This window comes from Nonomuraea sp. NPDC001636 (genome assembly GCF_040298265.1).
Lineage (GTDB): Bacteria > Actinomycetota > Actinomycetes > Streptosporangiales > Streptosporangiaceae > Nonomuraea.
This window is the reverse complement of record NZ_JBEOZT010000017.1, coordinates 1-24,037: the sequence shown is the minus strand read 5'-3', so window position 1 is coordinate 24,037 and position 24,037 is coordinate 1. Positions and strand designations below refer to the sequence as shown.

Below are 24,037 nucleotides of genomic sequence, written 5' to 3'. Positions count from 1 at the left end.
AGACGGCGGGGGCCGGTCCGCTCACCGCGGACCAGCCCCCGCCACCGACCCTCCGGCTCAGACCAGAGTGTCCTTGATCTTGATCTGACCGGCGTCGATCACGAACTGCTGATTGTTGTTGCCGCTCTGACACTCCCACTGGTAGATCCGGACCCCGTTACCGCGGTCGTTGGTGACATCGACACACATCGGCCGCGACGTCCTCAGAGTGTCCTTGATCTTGATCTGACCGGCGTCGATCACGAACTGCTGGTTGTTGTTGCCGCTCTGACACTCCCACTGGTAGATCCGGACCCCGTTACCGCGGTCGTTGGTGACGTCCACACACATCGGCCGCGACGTCCCCAGAGTGTCCTTGATCTTGATCTGGCCCGCGTCGATCACGAACTTCTGGTTGTTGTTGTTGGCCTGACAGTCCCACTGATAGATCCGGACCCCGTTGCCACGGTCGTTGGTGACGTCGATGCACATCGGGTTCGGAGCGGCGGCCGCGGCGGGCAGCACGAGACCCGCACTGACGGTGACGACGAGGACGGCTCCAGACAGAAGGCGACGAACCAGCATGAGTGTCCCTCCGAGGGTGCGTTGAACAGGCCTCATGCACCATGTCGCAACTCACGGTGTTCGATCAATCACCTTCCGTTTACACTCCCCTTCCCTCCGCCCGGCACACACAGTGACCCCACCCGCGCACCCCGGCGCCACTACGCCCGCTCCCGCCCAGCACTCTCCGCAGCCCGGGAGGACGGCAGTCGCCTGCGTTGCGCCAATTCGGAAATCGAGCCGCGATTCGCCCGAGCCCAGGACTGCGAGGGCACGCAGGATCTCAGGCCGCTCGTCCGGCTGCGTGCCGCGAAGCGCGACGATCGCCACAACCGTCATCGCCACGGCGGGAATCGCGAGCGTGACAACGGCCGCGATCACGAACACCGACAACTGCATGACCCGCACTCCTCCGCCTGCTCGGGTCGAGCAAGCGGGGCTCAGCTCGACCAGTGGCACACTGGCAAGCTGAGTTCCCCTCACCTGGCGGGTCTCAGATGGGATTTCGTCATCCCATTCGGTTGTCTCAAGGAACGCCGTTCGATCATGACCGCCCGGACGACGGTGGGCGCGTTCCATCTCCCGAGGTCTCCCCCCGTGCATCGGCACCGCGCCCCCGTCAACCATCGCCGGAGACCGCTCCGGCGGCGAGGGTCAGGACCTCTTCGAGCAGTGATCAGCCCCGTTGCTGTACGGAGCTGCTGTACGCCCACGCAAAAGGCCCTCCTGGACGAACCGGGAGGGCCTTTGAACTGGAGCCGCCTTGGGGATTCGAACCCCAGACCCCTTCATTACGAGTGAAGTGCTCTGGCCGACTGAGCTAAGGCGGCGTGCCGTACGGCTTGGAAGAGTCTACAGGAGATCCAAGGGTTCTTGCTCCTCCCGATCACCGGATGCCCGGACAGATCGCGCCTTCCTTCGGCGGCACCCCCTCCATGAGATACCGGTCCACGGCGTCGTCCACACACGGGGAACCGTTCCCGTACGCGGTGTGCCCGTCGCCGTCGTAGCTGAGCAGTACGCCGGACCGCAGCTCACCCGCCAGCGCCCGAGCCCACCCGTACGGCGTCGCGGGATCCCGTTTCGTGCCGACGACCAGGATCGGAGGAGCCCCGGCGGCGGTCAGGCGGTGCGGCGAGAAGGTGGGCCGAGCCGGCCAGAACGCACACGGCAGGGACGACCACACGATGTACGGCCCGAACCGGGGCGCCTTCCTGGACGCCCGCGCCGCATCCTCCGCGAAGGCCGCGGCCGTCGCCGGGTACGGGCCGTCGACGCAGTTCACCGCCAGATTGGCGGCCAGCTGGTTGGAGTAGGTGCCGTCGTCCCGCCTGCCGGCGAGCTGGTCGGCGTTGCGCAGCAGGAGTGAGCCGTCGCCGTTCAGCGCCCGGCGTAGCGCCTCGGTGAGTTCCGGCCAGGAGGCACGGTCGTAGAGCGGCGTCAGCGCGCCGAGGGTGGCCAGCGCCTCGGTGACCGGCCGGCCGCCGCCTTCCAGGGGGCGGGTGTCCGCGCGGTGGATCAGGGCCCCGACCTCGTCCGTCGCCTCTTCGGCCGGCCGGCCGGCGAACGGGCAGTCGCGGTCGCCCAGGCAGTCCTCGACGTACGCGCGCAGCGCCTCCTCGAACCCCACGGCCTGTTCGGTGTTGGCCGGCACCCGCGGGTCGGCCGGGTCGAGGGCGCCGTCCAGCGCGAGCGCGCGCACCTTGCCGGGGAACAGGTCGGCATAGACGGCCCCGAGAAAGGTGCCGTACGACTTGCCGAGATAGGTCAGCTTCTGGTCGCCCAAGGCCTGGCGCAGCAGGTCCAGGTCGCGGGCCACGTCCACGGTGCCCAGGTGGGGCAGGAGCCGGCCGGAGCGCTTCCGGCAGCCGTCCGCGAACCGCCGCGCCGCGGCCTCCAGCGCATCCCGCTCCGCGAGGGTGTCGGGGGTGGTGTCCATGGCGAGGAACGCGTCGAGGGCTTCGTCGTCGAGACACTCGACCGGCGCCGACCGGCCGACCCCGCGCGGATCGAACCCGACGACGTCGAACCGCTCCCGTACCTTCTCGCCCACCACCAGCCGGGCGGCCCTGGCGTACTCGACCCCGGACGCCCCCGGCCCGCCCGGGTTCAGCACCAGCGAGCCGATCCGGTCGCCCGTCGCGGGCAGCCGGACGACCGCCAGCTCAAGCCGCTCACCGTCGGGACGGTCGTGGTCGAGCGGCACCCGCAACGTCCCGCACTCGAAGCCGTCCCCGCAGTCGGACCAGCCGAGCCCCCGCACCACCCGCTCCACCGGACGGCCACACCCACCGGCGAGAAGCACCACCGGCACCGCGACCCCGGCCACGACGCGGCGCAGCCACCGCGCGCCCCACCACCGCGACGCGCCCGGCACGGACGGCAGGACGGGGGCTCCCCACGAGCGGTGGTCACGCACCGCACCAGCAAACCACCCCCTGGATGCCGTCCGGCGAATCGCCGGGCCGAGCCGCGCGGTCGTCACCCTGGATGACTTCCTGCGATACCAGGAGTTAGCCTGAAATTGCTGCTCCGTCCCCCCGGTGACGGTCGCTCAGTCGACACGTCCGGAGGCAGTCGTCCGGTATGTCCGGCGAACAACGGAGGCATCGATGAACGGCTACCCGCAGATCGCGGACCACGGCATGATCGGAGACCTGCAGACCGCCGCGCTCGTCTCCAGCGACGGCACCATCGACTGGTGGTGCACGCCCCGGTTCGACTCCCCGAGCCTGTTCGCGTCCATCCTCGACAGCGAGCGCGGAGGCCACTGCCGGCTGGCCGCCGACCTGGAGGGAAGCGACGAGGCGGCCGTGCGGCAGCTCTACCTGCCCGACACCGCCGTCCTCGTCACCCGGTTCATGGCCTCCGGCGGCGTCGGCGAGGTCGCCGACTTCATGGAGCCGAACACCTCCAGCACCCCCTCCGGCCGGCACCGCCTGGTGCGGTTCGTCCGGGTGGTCCGCGGGAGCCTGCCCTTCGTCTTCGCCTGCCGTCCCCGCTTCGACTACGGGCGGGCATCGCACACCCTCGCGCTCGGCGACGCCGGCTCGGCGGTCTTCCAGGGCCCCGGCACGAACCTCCACCTGCAGGCCGCCGGCCCTGTCGCCCTGCGCCCGGACGGTGAGGACATCGTCGCGGACTTCACCCTCCAGGCCGGCCAGACGGCGGCGATCGTCCTGACCAGCTGCAGCGGCGACGACCAGGCCGTGCCGCCCGTGACCGCCGACGGCATCCGCGACAGCTTCGAGGCCTGCCGCGCCTTCTGGCACGGCTGGCTGCGCGCGTCCCGGTACCGGGGTCGCTGGCGTGACATGGTGAACCGGTCGGCGATCACTCTCAAGCTCCTCACGTACGCGCCCACCGGCGCCCCGATCGCCGCCGCCACGATGGGGCTGCCGGAGCAGATCGGCGGCGAACGCAACTGGGACTACCGCTACACCTGGGTCCGCGACGCCTCGCTGTCCGTCCGGGCCCTGATCGGCCTCGGCTTCGTCGAGGAGGCCCAGGCGTTCCGTACGTGGCTGCATGAGCGGCTCCTCGCCGGCCGCACCTCCGGTGAGCCGCTGCAGATCATGTACCGGATCGACGGGGATCCCCATCTGACCGAGGAGGTGCTCGACCATCTGGAGGGATATCGGCATTCCCGGCCGGTACGGGCCGGAAACGCCGCCTCCGACCAGCTCCAGCTCGACATCTACGGCGAAGTCGCCGACGCCCTGGCCCAGGCCCAGGAGATCGGCGGCATCCGCGGCTGGCGGTCCTTCGCCGGGCTGCTCGACTGGCTGGCCGACACCTGGGACCGTCCCGACGAAGGCATCTGGGAGACCCGCGGCGGGCGTCAGGACTTCACCTACAGCAGGCTGATGACCTGGGTCGCCTTCGATCGCGGCATCCGGATGGCCACCACCCACTCGCGTCCCGCCGACCTCGTGCGCTGGATGAGTGTCCGAGACGCCGTCTTCAACCAGATCATGGACCGCGGCTGGAGTCCTGACCGGCGGGCCTTCGTCCAGCACTACAGCACCGACGTGCTGGACGCCTCGCTGCTGCTCATGCCCCGGGTCGGGTTCATCTCCCCCCGCGACCCGGCCTGGCTGAGCACCCTGGACGCCATCGACCAGGAGCTGGTCAGCGACAGCCTCGTCTACCGCTACGACCCCGCCGCCTCCCCCGACGGCCTGCGCGGCTCGGAGGGGACATTCAACCTGTGCAGTTTCCTCTACGTCGAGGCCCTGGCCCGCGCCGGACGACTGCAGCAGGCCCGTTACGCCTTCGACAAGATGCTCACCTACGCCAACCACGTCGGCCTGTTCGCCGAGGAGATCGGCCCCTCAGGCGCGCAGCTCGGCAACTTCCCGCAGGCGTTCACCCACCTGGCGCTCATCGCCGCCGCCGTCGCCCTCGACGAACAACTCGACCGCGCCGAACCGGGCGGGCGGTAGACCGCACACGGCGTCTCGGCGTCTCGGCGTCTCGGCGTCTCGGCGTCTCGGCGTCACCGGGGGTCGGTGGGGAGCCGGATCGCGGCGGCCAGGCCCACCAGGGCGAAGACCGCAAGAGCGATCATGGCGAGGGCATAGGACCGGTGCCCTTCGGCCAGCCCGGAGATGAGGATCGTGCCGGCGATCGCCGTGCCGAACGACGAGCCGAGGTTCGACACACTGCGCGACAATCCGGAGATCTCGCCCTGCTGTTCCTCGGGAAAGCTGGACTGCACGACGTTGACCGACGGCGTGAGCATCACGCCCACGCCCAGCCCGATCAGCAACAGCCCCGGCACGAAGGCGACGACCCGCGACGACGCTTCGACCAGGGCGAGCAGGACGGCGATCCCGGCCACGGTCATGACGAAACCCGCCGAGATCAGGTTCTTCTGGGCGTGCTTCTTGGTGAGCCGCTCCGCCGCCAGGGAGCTCACCAGGATCCCCGCGGTCGCCGCGGTGAAGACGACACCAGTCTGGACGGCGTTGTACCCGCGGACCTTCTGCAGGAAGACCGCGACCACGAAGGACGTCCCCATGAGGACCAGCCACTGCATGTTCTGGGTGACGAGGCCGAGATCGGACGTACGGTTCCGGAACAGGCGCGTCGTGAGCAACGGCTCCTTCCCGGCGCGTTCCCGGGCCCGGATGTGCAGGAAGAACCAGATCAGGAAGCCCACTCCGACGACGAGGAACGCCGTCATCAGCAGGGCGTTCTTGCCGGCCTGGAGAATCCCGAACACCACGAAGAACATGCCGACGGCCGACAGGACCGCGCCGGCGGTGTCGAAGGGCCGGGTCGGATCCGGCGGTACCGGGTCGGCGATCCGGCGGCTGAGGAAGACGATCACCGCGACCACCACCGCCTGGAAGACGAACGCGGCACGCCAGGTGATCGCCGTCGCGATGAAACCGCCGATCAGCGGGCCCGCGGCCGCGCCGACGCCGCCCATCCCGCTGATCAGGCCGAAGGCGCGGGCCCGCGACCGCAGATCGTCGAAGGCCATCGTCGCGAGAATGTAGACGGGCGGGATCAGCAACGCGGTCCCCACCCCTTCGAGCACCGAGTTGCCGAGGATCAGCACCGCGAGGCTGGGCGAGAACGCGCTGGTCAGAGCGCCGATCCCGTACAGGGTGAGGCCCGCGAGGAAGCACTTCTTGCGTCCCCAGCGATCGGTCAGCTTGCTGCACGGGATCATCAGCACGGCCATGATCAACAGGAAGAGCGTGATTGTGCTCTGCACGCCCTTCACCGTGGTGTTCAGGTCCCGGCCGATGTCGTTGATCATCACGTTCATGTTCGAGCCGGCGAAGCTGCAGATGAACTGGGCGAGGGCCAGCGGGGTCAGCGGGCTCTTCGCGAAGGCGGCCGGGCTGCCGGGGGCTGCGGGCCCGGTCATGGTCCACCCCGCCGTCGCGCTCGATCGGTGGCGACGCCTTGGCCGTACGAACCGGCGGCGGCCCTTTCAAGGACGGGATCGCTGCGGCACATCATCCACCTGCGCATGACCACCTCGACATGAATCCGGCATGACGCTCGCCGCCTCCGTGGTGGCCGCCTTCCGTGGTTGCCGCTTCCGTGATGGCCGTCGCCACGGATGACCGGCCGCTTCTGCGGTGGCCGTCGCCACGGATGACCGGCCGCTTCTGCGGTCGGAGTGGCCGTCCCGGCGGGCGTCCGGTCAATGGTGGAACGCGGCCTTCAGCACCACGATCACCAGCCCGAGCAGCAGATTGATCACGCTCGTGACCAGCACCATGCGAGCGGAGGCGCCGATCCCCACGGCCGCCGCGGCCGACCAGCCGACCTGCCCGGCCACCGCGACCCCGAGTGCCAGCCAGGCCGTGCCCTGCGCTTCGAGACCCAGCAACGGCCCGACGGCCACGGCGACGGCCGGCGGAACGGCCGCCGTGACGATCGGCCACTCCTCGGCGCAGGCCCGGCGGATGTCGGCCACGCTCATGCTCTGGAAGACCGCACGGGCGCCGAACAGACGGGCGTGGACATGAGCGGCCCAGAACACCGTGCTGGTCCCCAGCAGCAGGATGATCATCTCCAGACGCGGGAACCTGCCGAGCGACGCGGCACCGGCCACCACGGAGGCGGCGAGCAGTGATCCGTAGACCGCACCGGTGTAGTCCCTGTGGGCGCCTTCGGCCGGCGACCGATGACCGTCGGCCGGATCGGGCACCTTCCCCATGACGACCTCTCTTGGTGGCGACCGGACCATCCTTGGACAAAGGGTGCTCAACTCTCACCCTCGCGACGAAGCGCACGCGCCGCGCTCACGCGGCGGGGCGAGGCAGGGCGGGGGCACCGCGGATCTGTGGCGGTGTGCGGCGGTGTGCGGCATTTCGTTCACCGGGCGCCGATCCCCTCCATCATCTCGCGCAGTTGCGCCTCCTCCTCGCGGTTGAGCGAGGTCTGGATGACATGCCCGCCGTACGACTGGATCTCCGGAATGACCTTGTCCGGCGTACTCTGCACGACCAGGACGAACAGCGCGGCGGTGCCGGGTTCGAGCTTGCCGGCGATTTCCCTCATGAACTCGTCGTTGACGCCGGCGTCGGTCATCGCTGCGGCGGCCGCTCCGGTGGCGGCGCCCATTGCCATGCCGAAGAGCGGCACGAAGAACAACATCCCGATCAGGCCACCCCACAGCGCCCCGCCGGCCGCACCCATACCCGTCGTACCGCTGGTCTGGTGGAGCTTGATCGTCCCGTCGGCCCGGCGTTCGACGATGGCCACGTCCTCCATCGTGATCAGGTTCTGCCGTTGCAGGTCGGCGAGGCGGTCACGTACGGCGATGGCGGTGGAGAGGTCGGGATAGGAGATCGCGATGAGGTTGCTCATTGGGCTTGTTCCTCCTGGTCGGTTGCATCGACGAGCGGCTGCGGATGCCCCGGCAGACAGTGCGGGCCGCCGCCGGGAACAGGTCTGTGACCGGCTTTCCGGGCGGACAGGCCCACATGACCCGGGCTCCCAGCGGAAGATCCGCAACGGCCGCATCTCCGCACATGTGACGGCATCGCCCGGCCAAGCCGCCGTCCATGCTTCTGATCCCCTGTTCCCGATCGGGCGGCCACCGCGAGAAGGCAAAGATTTCCCCCGGGCAAATCTGTGCATTTACCGGAAATAGCCCTCAGTGCGCCGAGACAGCATCCAGGCAGGCAAATCGAATCAGGGACTTTCCATGCACAACGTCGAGGATGAGCAGCCCCGGCTGCGGGGACCATCCACTTCGCCTACCTTCCGGCGAGGCGTGATGGAGGGACGTGGGCCGTCATGGGATGTCTGTTCGCGATCTTCGCGGGCCTCTTTCCGCGACTTGCCGTTTTCATCATCTGGGTGGCGCGGCCCGCTCTGGTCAGCGCCGCCTTCCACACGTGGATCTGGCCTCTCCTCGGGCTGATCTTCCTGCCGTTCACCACGTTGATGTACGTGATCCTGTACGTGCCCGGCGTCGGCCTGAGAGGAGCGGACTGGTTCTGGATCGCCGTATCGGTCGCGCTGGACCTCTTCCACTGGATCGGCACCGCAACCCAACGCCGCCAGATCCCCGGCTACCCCCGCGGCTGACCGGCCACCGCCCGTACCGACACACGTGACATCGGCCGGAGACCCCGAGGCGGCCTCCGCTCGGACCCCTTCCCGGAACGGTCGTCCATCCGCTCGGTTCCACGTCACTTCGGCGGCGGCGAGCCGGGGCCGCCCTTCGAAGACGCTCCCCCGCCTCCGCCCTTCGGCGGCGCCGACTCGGCGGCCATGGCCTCTCGCAGCTCCTGACGGGTGGCGAACGTGTCGATCAGCGACAGCAGCATGGCCACGATGGGGATGGCCAGCAGCGCCCCCATCGCACCGAACAGCGAAGCCCCCGCGATCACGGCGGCGAAGGACACCCCGGGATGGATGTCCACCGCCCGCGAACTGATCTTCGGCTCCAGCGTCAGGTTCTCCACCTGCTGGTACACGATGCCCCACGCCAGCGCGGCCAGACCGACCCAGGGACGTGACGAGACCAGTCCCACCACCACCGGCAGGGCGATGGAGATGTAGGTGCCGATGGTGGGCACGAGCTGGGCGACCAGCCCCGTCCACGCACCGAGCGCCAGCCATGAGGGCATGTCCAGCAGCCGGAACACCAGGGCCGACGCCGTGCCGTTGATGGCGGCCAAAATGAGCCGGGAGGAGACATATCCGCCGGTCTTGATGGTGGAGACGTCCCAAACGCTGATGAAGACCTGCTGGAGCCGGCCGGGCAGCAACTGCGCGAGCCACCGGCGCAGCCTCGGCCCGTCGGCCGAGAAGTAGAACGTCAGCAGCGCCAGGGTGAACAGGTTGAACAGCGTTCCGGTCACCGTGCCCAGCAGTCCCAGCACCCCGCCGAGCGCGCCCTGCGCGTACTCGGCCGCCTGCTGCGGGGTGAGTTTGATGGACTTGAGAATGTCGGAGATCTCGTAACGGGTGCCCAGACGGGCGTTGACCCACTCGACGACGCCCGCGATGACGTCGGGCAGAGCCTTCAACAGCACCGCGACCTGCTGCACGAACATGCTGCCGAACAGGACCATGAAGATCACGAACGCCAGGATGAACAACGTCATCACCAGCAGCGTCGCTCTGCCCCGGCGCATGTGCCGCGACATACGCCGCACGGCGGGCTCCATGGCCAGAGAAAGGAACCAGGCCATCACCAGCATGGCGATCAGCGCACCCGCGTCCGTGATCACGAACCGGACGAAGAACGCCACCGCCACGACGGCCGCCATGGCGAGCCCGGCACGCCAGACGTTGGCAGGCGAGAGCATCACCTGCACTACGGGCGCGCCGTCGCTCGACTGCACCGGCTTCTTCATGACTCTCCAGAGATCTAGATTCCACCTCCGATGACGACGACGAACGACAAGACCGCAGAGGACAACAAGCCCGGCCCTCACCCCGGGCGCTCCGTAGGCTGCGGCCGGATGCGTCATGCATGGAAGTGACGCACCCAACGTACGACGACCAGCCACTCCAGCCCCGCATCTACCACCTGACCGGCTTGTCCCCCACCTCACCCCAGCCCCCTGCTGAACGGCGCCCCGCGCCCAGGCCGTACCGGGCCGGGCCGGAGCCACGCGAGGCGGGGTCGCGGTCGCGACGAATGGCTGTCTCCGGCACTTCGAACGGACTGCGCAAGCTGGCCCCTCAGAAAGGCGCCGGAGGGTGACGCTTCGGGCGCGCTGCTGCGGTTGGTGCCTCCGGTGGGCATCGGATTCGGCTGGCACTCGATGGGCTGGCGCTTTGCGAGGGGCTACAGGGGACTGCTCGGGCGGGGCTGTTGTGAGCTGGGCCTCAGGTGGGCATCGGATTGCGAGTCGGCACTTCCGATGGGGCTCCGGCGGCAGCGGTTGGCGCCTCAGGCAGGGCTGCTGCGGCGGCGAGTCGGCCCATCCGATGGGGCTGGCGCTTCGGGTGGGGGTGCTGTGAGCTCGTGCTTTTCGCCGCAGTGAGCCTCATCCATGAGCCCGGGTGCACACGAAGGGGCCGCACGGAGCCGCCGCAGCCATGCCCCTCGCGCTGTCGCCCCCACCGCCTCCCCATCGCCTTCGGGAAGGCGGTCAGTCTGTTACCGGCCGCCCATGAGCGCCACCTGGGCCAGGACGGGATGAGCGTTCAGACGTCCTCCCCATCCCCGGAAGGCTGGCGGTCGGGCGATTCCTCCTGGTTGCCGTACATCGTGTCGTGCTGGATGCGGGGCGAGCACACCGACGCGGAAGGGCACGCACAGCGCCTCCCTCCATCGTCCAGGCGCACCGTCACCGTGTCGGCGGGGACGTTGTGCCCGGTGACGACCCCATCGCCCTGCGGCGTGCTCACCCGGCTTCCCGCGCGAGGCATCCTGTACCGGCTCTCGACGTACAACGGGTGCTCGTACTTCAGGCAGCACATGAGCCGCCCGCAAGCCCCCGCGATGCGCAACGGGTTGACCGGCAGGTCCTGGTCTTTGGCCATGCGCACGGACACGGGCTCGAAATCCTTCAGGAACGTGGCGCAGCACAGGTCACGGCCGCAGGGACCGATGCCGCCCTGCAACCGCGCCTCGTCCCTGGGACCGATCTGCCGCAGCTCGACCCTGGCCCGCAGGTTCCGGGCCAGGTCGCGGACCAAGGCCCGGAAGTCGACCCGATGAGGGGCCGAGAAGTAGACGGTGTAGACGTTGTCCTGGTCGAGATAGTCGATGCCGACGACCTTCATCGGCAGCGTGTGCCGTTTGATCAGCTTCTTCGACACGCTGCGGGCCTCGGCCCTGCGGCGTTTGTTGGACTCGTCGCGCGAGAGGTGTTCCTCGCCCGCCGGCCCCTCACACACGGGCAGACCGTCGATGTCCTCGCTCGTGTACTGCGGCGCCCACACACACTCCGCCACCTCGGGGCCCGAGTCGGTCGGCACCAGCACCTTGTCGCCGACCTTGAAGGTGTGCCCGCCCGGATCGAGGTAGTAGAGCCTCCCGTAGCGCGTGAAGCTCACGGCCATGATCATTCCCATGGGCTAGAGCTCGCCTCCCTGACGGCCTCGGGGGTTGTTACGGCCTTCCGTTGCCACACTACGTGTGTCGGCCCGGTGAACGTGAGGGGCACCGGGCCCGATCTTGAACCAATCGCCCGCCCGGCAGTCCTGCCCCTTCGGCAGCGAGACCCGGTAGAGGGCCATGGCCAGAGCCGCGTCGACCGGACAACGGCGGTCGACGACGGATGCGACACCCCGCTGCCGCCTCAGGGCCTTGAGCGTCGCGCTCCGACCTCATCTGCAACCGGTACGACTCCGGCATGTCCCCGACCCTGGTGGCGGCGGCTACAGAGACGCTTGGCGGGCTCACTTGCCGCGCCGGTCACCCAGCTATCTTTCGCCCTCCTGACAAGCGAGAAGGCGGAAACCGCACCCCGTCCGCACAGCGATCCCTTCACCAGGTCCCCCCTCACGCCACCACCAGCCCCCAGCCCCGCATCGCGCCTAAGGCAGCCCGCGCAGCGACCACACGCAGTGGCCGGGATCAGCTCAGGCCGCCCCGCGCAGTGACAACATCATCGCCTCCACCGCCATCTGCGGATTGACGTTGGCCCCCAGCCGCTCCCGGCACCGCATGATCGCGTCGATCCGCCGCAGCGTCTCCTCCGGCGTGGACGACCTGGCGAGCTGGTCGAGATCGAACCGGATGTCGTCGTTGGCCAGCTCCACCCCCGCCCCGAACTGCATGGCCAGCACGTCGCGGTAGAACGACACCAGTTCCAGCAGCGCGGCGTCGAGCGAATCCCGTTTGATGCGGGTGGCCCGCGACTTCTGCCGGTCCTCCAGCTCCTTGAGTGCGCCCGCCCCGCCGCGCACCAGCCCCCGGTTGAGCCCCTTGCCCGTGGAGCCCTCGCCGTAGATCTTGCGCAGCTCGGCCGTCTCGTTCTCGTTGAGCGCCGCCGTGGCCACCGCGGCCTCTTCCTCGGCCGTCTTGACCAGGCGTTCGGCGGCGGACACGCACTCGCCCACCCCGGTCAGCGAGCGCGGGATGCCGAGCACGGCCTCCCGCCGGTGGCGGGCGCCCTCGTCGAGGGCCAGTGACCGCGCCCTGCTGATGTGCCCCTGCGCGGCCCGCGCGGCGAACGCGGCGGTCTCCCACGGCACGCTGTCGCGCGTGGCCAGCACGTGCGCGACGGCCTCGGTGGACGGCGTGGTCAGCGTGACCTGGCGGCAGCGCGACCTGATGGTGATCATGAGGTCGTCGGGAGCGGGCGCGCACAGCAGCCAGACCGTGCGCGGCGGCGGCTCCTCGATGGCCTTGAGCAGGGCGTTGGCCGCCGACTCCGTGGCGCGGTCGGCGTCCTCGAACAAGATGACCCGCCAGCGGCCCTGGGTGGGGGCGCCCGCGGCCCGCAGGATGAGCTCGCGGGTCTGCTTGACGCTGTAGGACAGGCCCTCAGGACGTACGGACTCCAGGTCGGGGTGGGAGCCGATGAGCACCTGGTGGCACTGGTCGCAGTGGCCGCAACCGGCGTCGGGGCACAGCAGCGCGGCGGCGAAGGCGCGCGCGGCCTCCTCCCGGCCCGAGCCGGGCGGGCCGGTGAACAGCCAGGCGTGCGTCATGCCGGCGCCGCGACCGCCCTTGACGGCCTCGCCGGCCGCCGCAGCGGCCCGCGACAGCACGGAGATCGCCTGGTCCTGCCCGACGAGGTCATCGAAAACTGTCACGGCGTAAGGCTAGTCGCGGATGGCGGGCATCGTGCCCGTGGCGTCTTCGGACTCCCGGGGCACCGGGTCGGGCAGGATCTCGCGGATGCGGTCCTGGATCTGGCGGGTCAGCACCTCGGGCGGCATCGTGCCGTCGACCACGAGGTAGCGGCCGGGATCGGCGGCGGCCAGCGCGCGGAACTCCTTGCGCACCCGCTGGTGGAACTCCAGCGGCTCGGACTCGATGCGGTCGGCCGCCCCGCCCAGCCGGGTGAGCCCCACCTCGGGCGGCGTGTCGATGAGCACGGTCAGATGCGGCACGAGGCCGCCCGTCGCCCACGCGTTGATCTTGGACACGTCTTCGGGGTCGAGCGCCCGGCCGGCACCCTGGTAGGCCAGGGACGAGTCGACGTAGCGGTCGCTGATCACCAGCGAGCCCCGGTAGAGCGCCGGGCGGATCACCTTCTCGACGTGCTCGGCCCGGTCGGCCGCGTAGAGCAGGGCCTCCGAACGGGCCGACAGACCGCGCTCGGCCGCGTCGAGCAGGATGGCCCGCAACCGCATGCCGATCTTGGTTGAGCCGGGCTCCCGCGTCTGGACCACGTCGTAGCCCTGGTCGCGCAGCCAGATGGCGATCAGCCGCGACTGGGTGGTCTTGCCCGAGCCCTCGCCGCCCTCGAACGCCATGAACAGCCCCGGCACGTGCTCGGCCGGCTCGGCGGGGTAACGCTCGCCGCGCACCGCCGCGAGGAGGTCGGCCGACAGTGAGACGCCCTGCCTGTCGTCCATGTGGCGCAGCGCCAGGATCCCGACGGCCATCGCGAGCGCGCCACCGATGACCAGCACCAGGTTGGTGCCGTCGAAGCGGTAGGCGATGGTGCCGAGGCCGAACTCGTGGGCGCCGAAGAGCGCCGCCAGCGGGTTGGCCACCGCCACCACGAGCAGCAGGGTGACCCGCGCCGTGGACTGCAGGAACGAGAACGTGCGCCCGCGCAGGGCGTCTTCGACCTCCAGCCCGATCAGGGTGTAGCCGATGATCCACGCGATGCCCGCGCACGCCCCGAGCAGCACGGTCAGCATGACCACGATCGGCAGGTTGTGGATCAGCGCGATGGCTACGAGCACCACCCCGGCCACGGTGATGGCCAGGCCGAACAGCCGGCGCCGCGACAGCCCGCGCAGCAGCCTGAGGCCGACGAACATGCCCAGCGCCATGCCGACGAAGACGGCGCCGAACACGACGCCGTAGGCCGCGTCGCCGCCGCCGAGGGCCACCACGTAGATCTTCGCCACGCCGACCACGGCCCCACCCGCGGCGAACGCGCCGAGCATGCCGATGATCAGGCCGCGCACGAGCCGGTTGCCGCCCACGAAGCGCCAGCCCTCGACGACCTGCTTGAGCACCGAGGGCGTCGAGATCGCGCCGTCGCGCTTGGGGATGCCGCGCAACGTGAAGATCAGGAAGGCCGACATCAGGTAGGCCAGGGAGTTGACGATCAGCGCCGGAGCGGTCGGGTCCATGCCGTTGAGCAGTGGCAGGACGCTACGTCCCATGTCGCCGGCCAGGGACAGCGCGGCGAACAGCAGGGCCGCGATCGGCGCGCTGCCGTAGGTGACCAGCAGGTTGAGCCGGTTGGCGGATTCGAGCTGGTCCTTGGGCACCAGGTTGGGCACCGTGGCGTCCTTGGCCGGGACCCAGAACAGGTTGACGCACTCGACCAGGACGGTCGCGACGATCACCCACTGGTAGGTGCCGATGATCGGGATCGACAACACGACCGCGAACCTGGCCAGGTCTGCGGTGAACATGGTCAGGCGCCGGTCGAACCGGTCGGCGAACACCCCGGCCAGCGGCCCGAGCAGCACCGCGGGCAACATCTTGGCGATGAACACGCCGCCCACGGCCAGCGACTGCATGCGGTAGTCGCCCTGGTTGAGGTTTCCGGCGAGGGCGGTCAGGGCCAGGATGTTGAGCCAGTCGCCCAGACTGCACACCGACATGGCCGTCCAGAGACGGCGGAACGGCGCATGGGCCAGCACATGTGCAGCGCGCCTAGGGGCAGTCATGATTTCAGCGTATCCAGGTGTCGGCCGGACTTGGGAAGGCAGGAGACAACACGGAATTACCCGCTTGTCCGTGGCTGAGGGTATTACGTTCACGGGTCGGCGTGCAGGTTACCCGCATGGAATAGGCCATCGAAAACGTCGTCATTTCATTACTCCGGCCTCTTGCCTGATCTGCTCCACCAGAGGCATCCAGGCGGCGCGGACGGCGGCCGGCAGGGCCAGCTCGCCCCAGAGCTCGACGAGCAGCGCGCCGTCGACGTGGTCGAGCAGGTCGGCGGGGCCGCCCTCGCTCAGCAGCGCCGAGTAGGCCGCCCGGCGCTGGTCGCGATCGGCCAGCTCGTAGACCCGGCCGCCGAACCGCAGGACGCCGAGGGCCGCGGCCACCGGCAGCCGCCGCAGCCGGCTCGGGACGTGGAAGCTGCGCCCGCCCGCCGAGTGCCCGGCGAACTCGACCTTGGGCTCAAGGGCCAGCCGGAACCCGGCCGCGTCGAGGATGCGCCCGGCCGTCTCCAGCGTGGGCGACTTCCGGCCGTGCTCGTAGGCCGACAGCGTGGTGCGCGAGGTGCCGCTCCTGCTGGCCAGCGCCTTCTGGTTCATGCTCGCCGCGTGGCGCGCCTGCCTGAACAGCAGCCCGCCGCGCCTGGCCCAGAAGGCGACGTCGGGCGCGAGCGAAGCCGCCTGGCGCAACGCCCCTTCGGCCGGGGAGGAAACCATGCTCACCTCCTGCGAGTATCCGGTCGGATACTACGCCAAGATGACACCACGTGGCGACCGCGTCGCGCAAAGTCAGGAGCGCAGCTCCAGCATAGTGATCTCCGGCGGCGCGCCGACCCGTACCGGCGGCCCCCAGAACCCCGCGCCCCTGGTGACGTACACCTGCACGCCGTCGATCGTGGCCAGCCCCGACACGACGGGCTGCTGCAGGCCCACCACCAGGTTGAACGGCGCGATCTGGCCGCCGTGCGTGTGCCCCGACAGCTGCAGGTCGACGCCGAAGCCGGCCGCCTGGTCCACCTGTACGGGCTGGTGCGCGAGCAGCACCGTGGAGCGCCCGGGCGTCCGTCCGCCGAGGGCCTTGGCGAAGTCGGGCCCGTCGCCGACGGCCTGGCCGTTGAGGTCGTTCACCCCGGCCAGGTCGAGTACGGCGCCCTGGTGGCTGATCTCCACGCGCTCGTTACGCAACGAGCGAACGCCGAGCTGGTCGAGCTCCTCTATCCATTCCTGGGGGCCGTTCTGGGTGTAGTACTCGTGGTTACCGGTCACGAAATATGCCCCGTAGCGGGACTCAAGGCTTTTGAGGGGCTTGGCGAGGGCGCCCAACTGGGCCACGGACCCGTCCACCAGGTCGCCGACGATGGCCACCACGTCGGGACGCAGCCCGTTGATCATCCTGACGATGCGCTCGGTGTGGCCGACGCCCGTGAGCGGGCCCAGGTGGATGTCGCTCACCACCGCGAAGCGCAGGCCGTTCAGCCTCGGGTCGAGCCTGGGCAGCCGGACCCGCACCGGCTCAAGCACCGGGTCGCCCAGAGCGCTGGTCATGCCGTAACCGACCGTGCCGAGCGCGCCGACCCCGGCCACCACCGCGGTGGTGCGCCCCAGGAAGAGCCGCCTGCTCATGGGCGGCACGGTCGCGGGAACAGGCTCAGCGGCAAGCTCAGCGGCGGACTCGGACGGCGGGACGGCGGACGCCACCGCCGCGACCGGGACCGGCTCCTTGACCGCCGCCGACCCGCGCTCACCCCTGCGGATGATCATCGACGCGACGGCCCGCGGCACCTCCAGCACGAGCAGGAACACCACGAGGTAGAACATCAGCGCCACCCACAGGTAGCCCGGCCAGGCCAGCCAGTTGCCCAGCTCCATCCGCGTGCCCGCGAACGCGGCCACCACGAGCAGGACGAGCCCGACCAGACCCCAGGTCAGCGCCTTGCGGACGCGCCCGGGGCGGGTCGCGGAGCGCACCATCCGATGCCACAGATAAAGGTGCGCCACCACGACGAGAGCGACGAAGACCAGCACGATCACACGTCGATGCTACTTACGACTTGGCCGCCGGCTTCTTCGCGGTCGTCTTCTTCGCCGGGGCCTTGCGCGTGGTCTTCTTCGGCGCGGGCGCCCGCTCGCGGCGCTCGGCCAGCAGCTCGGCGGCCCGTTCGATGGTGATCTCCTCGACCGTGTCGCCCTTGCGCAGCGACGCGTTCGTCTCGCCGTCGGTCACGTAGGGACCGAAACGCCCCTCCTTGACCACGACCGGCTTCTTCGACGCCGGATCGTCGCCCAGCTCCCGCAGCGGCGCCGCCGCCGCGGCCCGCCGCCCGCGCTGCTTGGGCTGCGCGAACAGCTCCTTTGCCTGCTCGATCGTGACCGTCAGCAGGTCCTCTTCCGAGGTGAGCGAGCGGGAGTCGGTGCCCTTCTTGATGTACGGCCCGAACTTCCCGTTGTGCGCCACGACCTCCTCGCCGTCGAGCTCGCCCACCACCCGGGGGATGGCCAGCAGCTTGAGGGCGTCGTCGAGGGTGATCGTGTCCAGCGACATCGTCTTGAACAGGGAGCTGGTGCGCGGCTTGGGGGCGTCTGCCTTCTTCGTCCGCTTCTTCGGCGTCTCGTCCTCGGCCGGCTCGGGCAGGATCTCCGTCACGTACGGGCCGTAACGGCCGTCCTTGGCCACGATCGTGTGCCCGCTCACGGGGTCCTTGCCCAGCTCGCGGTCGCCGGTCGGCCGCGAGAACAGCTCCTCGGCCTTCTCCGCCGTCAGCTCGTCGGGCGTGGTGTCCTCGGGCACGTTGACCCGCGCGCCGTCCCTGTCCAGGTACGGCCCGTAACGCCCGACCCGCAGGACGATGTCCGTACCCTTGATCGGGAACGAGCTGATCTCCTTGGCGTCGATGTCACCGAGGTCGGTGACCATCTCCTTCAGGCCCTCGTCGCCGTCGCCCGCGCCGTAGTAGAAACGCTGCAGCTCGGGCACCCGCTCGGCGCGGTCGTTGGCGATGTCGTCGAGCACCTTCTCCATCTCGGCCGTGAAGTCGTAGTCGACCAGGTTGCCGAAATGCTGCTCAAGCAGGTTGACCACGGCGAAGGCCAGGAAGGACGGCACCAGCGCGGTGCCCTTCTTGAACACGTAGCCGCGGTCGAGGATCGTGCCGATGATCGACGCGTACGTCGAGGGCCGCCCGATCTCGCGGTCCTCCAGCTCCTTGACCAGCGAGGCCTCGGTGTAGCGGGCGGGCGGCTTGGTGGAGTGGGCGGCCACGTCGAGCCGCGACACGGTCAGCGCGTCGCCCTCGGCCAGGTTGGGCAGCCGCTTCTCGGAGTCGTCGCGGTCGGTCGAGGGGTCGTCGGCCCCCTCGACGTACGCCTTGAGGAACCCGTAGAAGGTGATCGTCCGGCCCGAGGCGCTGAACTCGACGTCTTCGCCGGAAGCCGAACGGCCGCCGACCTTGACGCTGATCGACTCGCCGACCGCGTCCTTCATCTGCGAGGAGACGGTGCGCTGCCAGATCAGCTCGTAGAGGCGGAACATGTCGCCGGACAGCCCGGTCTCGCCCGGCGTGCGGAACTCCTCGCCGGAGGGCCGGATCGCCTCGTGAGCCTCCTGCGCGCTCTTGACCTTGCTGGTGTAGACGCGCGGCTTGTCGGGCACGTACGCGGCGCCGTAGAGCTTGATGGCCTGCGAGCGGGCGGCGGCGATCGCGGTCTCCGACAGCGTGATGCTGTCGGTACGCATGTAGGTGATGAAACCCTGCTCGTACAGCCGCTGGGCGACCTGCATCGTGTACTTGGCGGAGAAGCCCAGCTTCCGGCTGGCCTCCTGCTGCAATGTGGTCGTCCGGAACGGCGCGTACGGCTTGCGCGTGTACGGCTTGCGCTCGACGGACTTGACCGAGAACGACGTGCCCTGGAGCCGGCCGGCCAGCTCACCGGCGGCGGCCTCGGACAGGTGCAGCACGTCGGCCGTCTTGAGCTGCCCGGTGCTGGCGAAGTCGCGCCCCTGGGCCACCCTCCTACCGTCGACCGAGCTCAGCGTCGCGGTGAAGTCACGCGGCCGCTCCTCGGGCTTGCCCGAGTCGAACAGCGCCTGCAGGTCCCAGTAGTGGGCGGAGGTGAACGCCATGCGCTCCCGCTCGCGCTCCACCACCAGCCGCGTCGCCACCGACTGCACCCGGCCGGCCGACAGCCGCGGCTTGACCTTCTTCCACAGGACCGGGCTGACCTCGTAACCGTAGAGCCGGTCGAGGATGCGGCGGGTCTCCTGGGCGTCGACCAGGCGGAGGTTGAGGTCGCGCGGGTTCGCGACGGCGTCGCGGATCGCCTGCGGCGTGATCTCGTGGAACACCATGCGGTGGACGGGCACGGTCGGCTTGAGCACCTCGCGCAGGTGCCAGGCGATCGCCTCGCCCTCCCGGTCCTCGTCAGTGGCCAGGTAGAGTTCGTCAGCGCCCTTCAACAGCTGACGCAGCTTGCTGACCTGCGCCTTTTTGTCGGGGTTGACGACGTACAGCGGCTCGAACTCGTGCTCGACGTTCACGCCAAGGCGCGCCCAGGACTCCTTCTTGAAGGCCTCGGGGATGTCGTCGGCCCGCTCCGGCAGGTCACGGATGTGGCCGATGCTGGACTCCACCGTGTAGCCGGCGCCGAGGTATTTCTCGATCGTCTTCGCCTTGGCGGGCGACTCGACGATCACCAGGCGTGTTCCGCCGGAGCTGCCGTTCTTGGCTGGCACGCTGCTTCCTACCTCACTGTTCGCTTGCAATCCCCCTGCCGGGAGTCGGCATAGATCTGAAAGGTAACCCGACTCGCGGAAATTTCCTTCCCCCGGGCTACCCACTAGCTTCCGGGTCCACCCACAAGCACGCAGAATAAGCCCCATCGAGCGGCATGGCGCCCTGACTCACCCTGGAGACTAATCGTTGTGCTCGACTACTCCTACATGGATATCTTCATTCCGCGCGACCTCACTCGCGAAGCCGCACGTCAACTGCTGACCGAACACGCAGAGTACGGCCAGTGGGAGCTCGCGCGGGTGCGGGTGCACCCCGACGGGAGCCGGCACGTACGGCTGCGACGCAAGGTCATCCGTGTCCGCAGCACGCTCTGAGGCCGGACATGGCTTTGCCCGCCCCGGGCCGCGCCCCCGGAACGGGCAAAGCATCTATCGCCTACCGCTCCCAGGCGGTGGAGCGGTAGCGGTATCTGCGGTTACCGACCTATGCCGTATATCTACTTACGGCCGAACCGGAACCGGCGGGCGGTCGCGAACAGCGTGGCCGACGCGGCGAACATCGAGCCGAGCAGCAGCGCGAGCAGCGAGCTGGAGTTCATCCCGGTGAGACCGGCGGGCTGGGCGGCGCTCATCAGGCCCAGGTTGCCGACCGGCAGGCCGCCGGTGGCCGAGGTCACGGCACTGCCGACCGGGGTGGAGGAGAGCAGGTCGGTGGCCGGGGAGAGCGGCGAAGAAGGACGGGCCGGCGCCCTGCGCACGTGGTCGGTCCTGTCGGCCATGTGACGCTTGCCGGGCCGGACGGGCACCCGCTTCTCCCAGGCCTTGGCCGGCATGTCCACCTCGCCGGGCCTGGCCTGCGCCGGAGCCTGCGCCTGGCCGGGCAGACCGGGCAGCTCGGGCAGGGCAGGCAGGCCCAGGGTCTTGGACGCGTCGTCCACGAGCGGCAGCGAGGACAGGCCGCCGCCGACCGGCAGGCCCGAGCCCTCCAGCTGCCGCGTCACATTGCCGGGGAGCGGCAGGCCCGAGCTCTGGAGCTGCTGCGTCACGTTGCCGGGAACCGGCAGGCCGCCCGCCTTCGACAGGCCGCCGACGTCGGGCAGACCGGGCACGGCGCCGGTGCCGTTGACACCGTTGAGCGCCGGGACGGCGGGCACCGCGGGCAGCAGCCCGCTCTTGGCCGCGGCCTGGTGGCCGGAGGAACGCAGGAACTGGTTGTAGCCGCCGCCCGGGTAGCCCGGCTTGCCGACGTGCGCGCCGCCCAGGCAGCCCGCCGCGGCGTCGCCCAGCACGGCCACGGCGTTGCCGCAGACGTTGACCGGGGCCGTGATCGGCGCGATCGCCTGGTTGCCGCTCAGCACGCCCGAACGCCCGGAGGTCGAGTTGCCGCCGCCGCCCACACCGTCGTGCGGCCAGACGGCCGCGCCGCCCTTGCAGTGGGCGTTGGAGGCGCCGAGCACCGCGGCCGCGTTGCCGCAGACGTTGAGCGGAGCCGTGATCGGCGCGATCACCTGGTTGCCCGCCCCGACGCCCGACTGCCCGGAGGTGTGGTTGCCGCCGGCGCCCCGGCCGCCGTTCTTGACCGAGACGACGCCCCGGCACCCGGCGAACGCCTTGCCGAAGGCGGCCACCGCGTTGCCGCACACGTTGAGCGGAGCCGTGATCGGCGCGATCACCTGGTTGCCGCTCAGCACGCCCGAACGCCCGGAGGTCGTGTTGCCGCCCGCGCCGGAACCGGCGCGGGTGTTCAGCACCGTCGCGCCGCCCCGGCAGTTGGCCACCGCGTTGCCGACGGCGTTGCCGCAGGCCGTGATGGGCAGGTTGACGGGGGCGATCACCTGGTTGCCGCTGCCGGCGCCGTAACGCCCGTCGGTGTCGTTGCCCGTGGAGCCCGGCGCGGCCATGTGGTGCAGCCAGCCGCCACCGCCCGAGTTGGTGACGCTGGCGCCGCCCTGGCAGCCCGCGAACGCCCGCCCGAACACCGCCACCGCGTTCCCGCAGATGTTGATCGGCCCGTTGACCGGCGCGATCACCTGGTTGCCGCCCAGCGCGGACGAGCGCCCGGACGTACGGTTGCCGCCCGCGTTGCCGACGCCGCTGTTGTGCACGGAGGCGCCGCCCTTGCAGCCCGCGGTCGCGTCGCCGAAGATGGCCAGCGCGTTGCCGCAGGCGTTGATCGGAGCCGTGATCGGCGCCGTGAGCTGGTTCCCGCCGATGAGGCTGGAGTCGCCCGAGGTCTGGTTGCCCCCGGCGCCGCCCTTGCCCTTGTTGTGGACGGTCGCGCCGCCCCGGCAGCCCGCGTCCGACTTGCCGAACAGGGAGACCGCGTTGCCGCAGGCGTTCAGCGGCGCGGTGATCGGCGCGTTGACCTGGTTGCCGCCCAGCACGCTGGAGTTTCCTGAGGTGCGGTTGGGGATGTCGCTCGGGCCGACGTTCTCGACCGAGGCGCCGCCGTGGGACCCGGCGGACGACTGGCCGGCCGCGCCGACGGCGTTGCCGCTGATGTCGATGGGCAGGTTGATCGGCAGGTTGACCTGGTTGCCGCCGCCCACGGAGGAGTTGCCCGAGGTGTCGGCGAAGGCCGCACCGCTGCCGAACGACATGACCGCGACCGCCAGAAGGGCCGCAGGAGTAGATGCTCTAGCCCACGTACGCATGGTGAATGCTCCTAGTGGTTCTTGGGGGGATACCTGAAACGGTTCGCGGGCAGCCGAGGCCGTGCGAGGTCGCACACAACGGTGACCTCGGATTCGCGAACAGGTTGACTGACGTCTCACCCGCCGGCGGAGGGGATGTGACCACGCTCCGCCGTCGCTCTCCGGACGGGACGTCCGGGGCGTGTGGAGATGGCGGGATCAGTCAGGTGAGAAGGAAGGGTCGTCCGCCGCTGTGCGGACGACGGGGGGCAGCACACGCGCCATGACGGCGGACTGGTACTGCAGCCGCGGGTCGACACCGGACCTCGCGACATCCCCCATACCGGGCCCGAACGGGCCGCTGCCACCACCGTTGGGCACCAGTCCATCGGTGTCCAAGATCTTTCCGGCGGAGGATGGTGGTGGCAGACCAGGATCCTGCTGGCTGTTGAGACCGTCCACGGTGCGGCCCGCCATCGCCTCGGCGTTGTCCGACGCCGAGAGGTAGCCGGGGACCGAAAGGGGAGCGGGGGCCGCGTCGGCGGCTCCTGTGGTGGCCGCGGTGGCATCCGCGGCCGCCGGAGCGGCGGACATGGCTCCGAACACGACGGCGAGCAGCCATCCGGCCGCCACCAGGGCGCCCATCGTGACTGCCCGCACGACAACCCTGCGGGCACCGGCCGCGAACCGCGCCATCCGGTCGGCCCGCTCGGCGGTCGTGTCCTGCTCCGGGAGCGTCGTGGGCACGCGGCGCGCAGCGAGGGACGACGCCCTCGACTGCCCGACCTTCGTGCGTGCCACGTGACCTCCCAGCTTCCGGAACCGGCCTCACGTCGTGAGGCCGGCCCGTGGACTCACCCCTCAACGATCCGTAACCGTAGCAGCACTCAAAGTTGCCGCAAGGGCTTTTCAGCAGAGACCCCGGAAAAGGGCAACGACACGCTGGTCCGCTTCACGAAAGACACTTGGGAGGGTCATCAGGACGGTCCGGCGGGGCCGTCGGCGGGCCGCCGGAGAGCCGGCGCCTCTCCCCTGTGCCGATACTTGGTATGACTCACCCCCCAGAGTTTGCTAACCTTACGGAGCCGACGCGAGATGACGTCCCGCGTGCAGGCACCAAGTCCGGGTGGCGGAATAGGCAGACGCGCTAGCTTGAGGTGCTAGTGCCCAGTGATGGGCATGGGGGTTCAAGTCCCCCCTCGGACACACCGCACACATGTGGAGGCACCGGTTAACCGGGCCTCCACATTCTGCTTTCTGGGGCAGTACGCCCAGGTTGCGAGGACCCCTAGCCCCAATGCCGGGAAGTTAAGGGCTTTGGGCTGCTGTCAACTGGTGTTCGGTGAGGACGTTGATGGTGGTGCTCGCGCGGTGGTTGGTGCGGTCG

Annotated in this window: 18 protein-coding genes and 2 tRNA genes; 4 read left to right on the top strand and 16 right to left on the bottom strand. The window is 69.9% G+C overall.

What is annotated here, in order from left to right:
* Nucleotides 1-57: 57 nt before the first annotated feature.
* The 4 genes from ABT158_RS28590 to ABT158_RS28575 form a co-directional block, all read right to left on the bottom strand.
* Nucleotides 58-564, bottom strand: a complete 507-nt coding sequence (locus ABT158_RS28590; RefSeq protein WP_352358498.1) for an RICIN domain-containing protein — start codon at nt 562-564, stop codon at nt 58-60.
* Between the two features lie 51 nt (nt 565-615).
* Nucleotides 616-942 (bottom strand): hypothetical protein, encoded by a 327-nt coding sequence (locus ABT158_RS28585; RefSeq protein ID WP_352358496.1) that lies wholly within the window; start codon nt 940-942, stop codon nt 616-618.
* A 354-nt stretch (nt 943-1,296) separates the two neighbouring features.
* A tRNA-Thr gene (locus ABT158_RS28580) sits at nt 1,297-1,373 on the bottom strand.
* A 56-nt stretch (nt 1,374-1,429) separates the two neighbouring features.
* Nucleotides 1,430-2,962, bottom strand: a complete 1,533-nt coding sequence (locus tag ABT158_RS28575; protein WP_352358494.1) for an alpha/beta hydrolase — start codon at nt 2,960-2,962, stop codon at nt 1,430-1,432.
* A gap of 193 nt (nt 2,963-3,155) precedes the next feature.
* Here ABT158_RS28575 and ABT158_RS28570 point away from each other — a divergent pair, with 193 nt between their 5' ends.
* Nucleotides 3,156-4,988: a glycoside hydrolase family 15 protein gene (locus ABT158_RS28570; protein WP_352358492.1), complete on the top strand. Its 1,833-nt coding sequence runs from the start codon at nt 3,156-3,158 to the stop codon at nt 4,986-4,988.
* Between the two features lie 53 nt (nt 4,989-5,041).
* Here the strand turns inward: ABT158_RS28570 and ABT158_RS28565 are convergent, their stop codons facing one another.
* The 3 genes from ABT158_RS28565 to ABT158_RS28555 all read right to left on the bottom strand — a co-directional run bounded on the left by ABT158_RS28565 (nt 5,042) and on the right by ABT158_RS28555 (nt 7,881).
* Entirely contained in the window at nt 5,042-6,427 is a 1,386-nt protein-coding gene (locus ABT158_RS28565) for an MFS transporter (RefSeq protein WP_352358490.1), read from the bottom strand.
* A 282-nt stretch (nt 6,428-6,709) separates the two neighbouring features.
* Entirely contained in the window at nt 6,710-7,228 is a 519-nt protein-coding gene (locus ABT158_RS28560) for a hypothetical protein (protein ID WP_352358488.1), read from the bottom strand.
* Between the two features lie 158 nt (nt 7,229-7,386).
* Complete coding sequence (locus ABT158_RS28555) at nt 7,387-7,881, bottom strand: DUF1269 domain-containing protein (protein ID WP_352358486.1); 495 nt, start codon at nt 7,879-7,881, stop codon at nt 7,387-7,389.
* Between the two features lie 432 nt (nt 7,882-8,313).
* Between ABT158_RS28555 and ABT158_RS28550 the strand changes: the two genes are divergently transcribed.
* On the top strand, nt 8,314-8,607 hold the full coding sequence (locus ABT158_RS28550) for a hypothetical protein (RefSeq protein WP_352358484.1): 294 nt from the start codon (nt 8,314-8,316) through the stop codon (nt 8,605-8,607).
* Between the two features lie 104 nt (nt 8,608-8,711).
* On the opposite strand, the gene ABT158_RS28545 is transcribed toward ABT158_RS28550, so the two are convergent.
* The 7 genes from ABT158_RS28545 to topA all read right to left on the bottom strand — a co-directional run bounded on the left by ABT158_RS28545 (nt 8,712) and on the right by topA (nt 20,017).
* Entirely contained in the window at nt 8,712-9,884 is a 1,173-nt protein-coding gene (locus tag ABT158_RS28545; RefSeq protein ID WP_352358482.1) for an AI-2E family transporter, read from the bottom strand.
* Nucleotides 9,885-10,683: 799 nt separating this feature from the next.
* Nucleotides 10,684-11,544 (bottom strand): PSP1 domain-containing protein, encoded by an 861-nt coding sequence (locus ABT158_RS28540; protein WP_352358844.1) that lies wholly within the window; start codon nt 11,542-11,544, stop codon nt 10,684-10,686.
* Nucleotides 11,545-12,066: 522 nt separating this feature from the next.
* Nucleotides 12,067-13,245, bottom strand: coding sequence for a DNA polymerase III subunit delta' (locus ABT158_RS28535; protein WP_352358480.1), 1,179 nt, complete (start codon nt 13,243-13,245; stop codon nt 12,067-12,069).
* Nucleotides 13,246-13,254: 9 nt separating this feature from the next.
* A complete protein-coding gene (gene tmk, locus ABT158_RS28530) occupies nt 13,255-15,291 on the bottom strand; it encodes a dTMP kinase (protein ID WP_352358478.1) in 2,037 nt (678 codons plus the stop codon).
* Nucleotides 15,292-15,432: 141 nt separating this feature from the next.
* Nucleotides 15,433-16,005 carry a helix-turn-helix transcriptional regulator gene (locus tag ABT158_RS28525; protein WP_352358476.1) on the bottom strand — a complete coding sequence of 191 codons (573 nt, stop codon included), beginning with the start codon at nt 16,003-16,005 and terminating at the stop codon, nt 15,433-15,435.
* A 72-nt stretch (nt 16,006-16,077) separates the two neighbouring features.
* Entirely contained in the window at nt 16,078-17,319 is a 1,242-nt protein-coding gene (locus ABT158_RS28520; protein ID WP_352358474.1) for a metallophosphoesterase, read from the bottom strand.
* Between the two features lie 13 nt (nt 17,320-17,332).
* Nucleotides 17,333-20,017: a type I DNA topoisomerase gene (gene topA / locus ABT158_RS28515; protein ID WP_352358472.1), complete on the bottom strand. Its 2,685-nt coding sequence runs from the start codon at nt 20,015-20,017 to the stop codon at nt 17,333-17,335.
* A gap of 189 nt (nt 20,018-20,206) precedes the next feature.
* Between topA and ABT158_RS28510 the strand changes: the two genes are divergently transcribed.
* The gene (locus ABT158_RS28510) at nt 20,207-20,392 is read left to right on the top strand and encodes a DUF5703 family protein (RefSeq protein ID WP_125641854.1); all 186 of its coding nucleotides are present in this window, start codon (nt 20,207-20,209) and stop codon (nt 20,390-20,392) included.
* A 122-nt stretch (nt 20,393-20,514) separates the two neighbouring features.
* Here the strand turns inward: ABT158_RS28510 and ABT158_RS28505 are convergent, their stop codons facing one another.
* Both ABT158_RS28505 and ABT158_RS28500 read right to left on the bottom strand, forming a co-directional pair.
* Entirely contained in the window at nt 20,515-22,671 is a 2,157-nt protein-coding gene (locus ABT158_RS28505) for a chaplin family protein (RefSeq protein ID WP_352358470.1), read from the bottom strand.
* Nucleotides 22,672-22,869: 198 nt separating this feature from the next.
* A complete protein-coding gene (locus ABT158_RS28500) occupies nt 22,870-23,451 on the bottom strand; it encodes a hypothetical protein (RefSeq protein ID WP_352358468.1) in 582 nt (193 codons plus the stop codon).
* Nucleotides 23,452-23,770: 319 nt separating this feature from the next.
* On the opposite strand from ABT158_RS28500, the gene ABT158_RS28495 reads away from it, so the two are divergent.
* Nucleotides 23,771-23,856, top strand: a tRNA-Leu gene (locus ABT158_RS28495).
* Nucleotides 23,857-24,037 lie beyond the last annotated feature (181 nt).

Coding starts and splice junctions, on each gene's coding strand:
- ABT158_RS28590 (WP_352358498.1), bottom strand. CDS start 564: ATGCTGGTTCGTCGCCTTCTGTCTGGAGCCGTCCTCGTCGTCACCGTC.
- ABT158_RS28585 (WP_352358496.1), bottom strand. CDS start 942: ATGCAGTTGTCGGTGTTCGTGATCGCGGCCGTTGTCACGCTCGCGATT.
- ABT158_RS28570 (WP_352358492.1), top strand. CDS start 3,156: ATGAACGGCTACCCGCAGATCGCGGACCACGGCATGATCGGAGACCTG.
- ABT158_RS28565 (WP_352358490.1), bottom strand. CDS start 6,427: ATGACCGGGCCCGCAGCCCCCGGCAGCCCGGCCGCCTTCGCGAAGAGC.
- ABT158_RS28560 (WP_352358488.1), bottom strand. CDS start 7,228: ATGGGGAAGGTGCCCGATCCGGCCGACGGTCATCGGTCGCCGGCCGAA.
- ABT158_RS28555 (WP_352358486.1), bottom strand. CDS start 7,881: ATGAGCAACCTCATCGCGATCTCCTATCCCGACCTCTCCACCGCCATC.
- ABT158_RS28550 (WP_352358484.1), top strand. CDS start 8,314: ATGGGATGTCTGTTCGCGATCTTCGCGGGCCTCTTTCCGCGACTTGCC.
- ABT158_RS28545 (WP_352358482.1), bottom strand. CDS start 9,884: ATGAAGAAGCCGGTGCAGTCGAGCGACGGCGCGCCCGTAGTGCAGGTG.
- ABT158_RS28540 (WP_352358844.1), bottom strand. CDS start 11,544: ATGGCCGTGAGCTTCACGCGCTACGGGAGGCTCTACTACCTCGATCCG.
- tmk (WP_352358478.1), bottom strand. CDS start 15,291: ATGACTGCCCCTAGGCGCGCTGCACATGTGCTGGCCCATGCGCCGTTC.
- ABT158_RS28525 (WP_352358476.1), bottom strand. CDS start 16,005: ATGGTTTCCTCCCCGGCCGAAGGGGCGTTGCGCCAGGCGGCTTCGCTC.
- ABT158_RS28505 (WP_352358470.1), bottom strand. CDS start 22,671: ATGCGTACGTGGGCTAGAGCATCTACTCCTGCGGCCCTTCTGGCGGTC.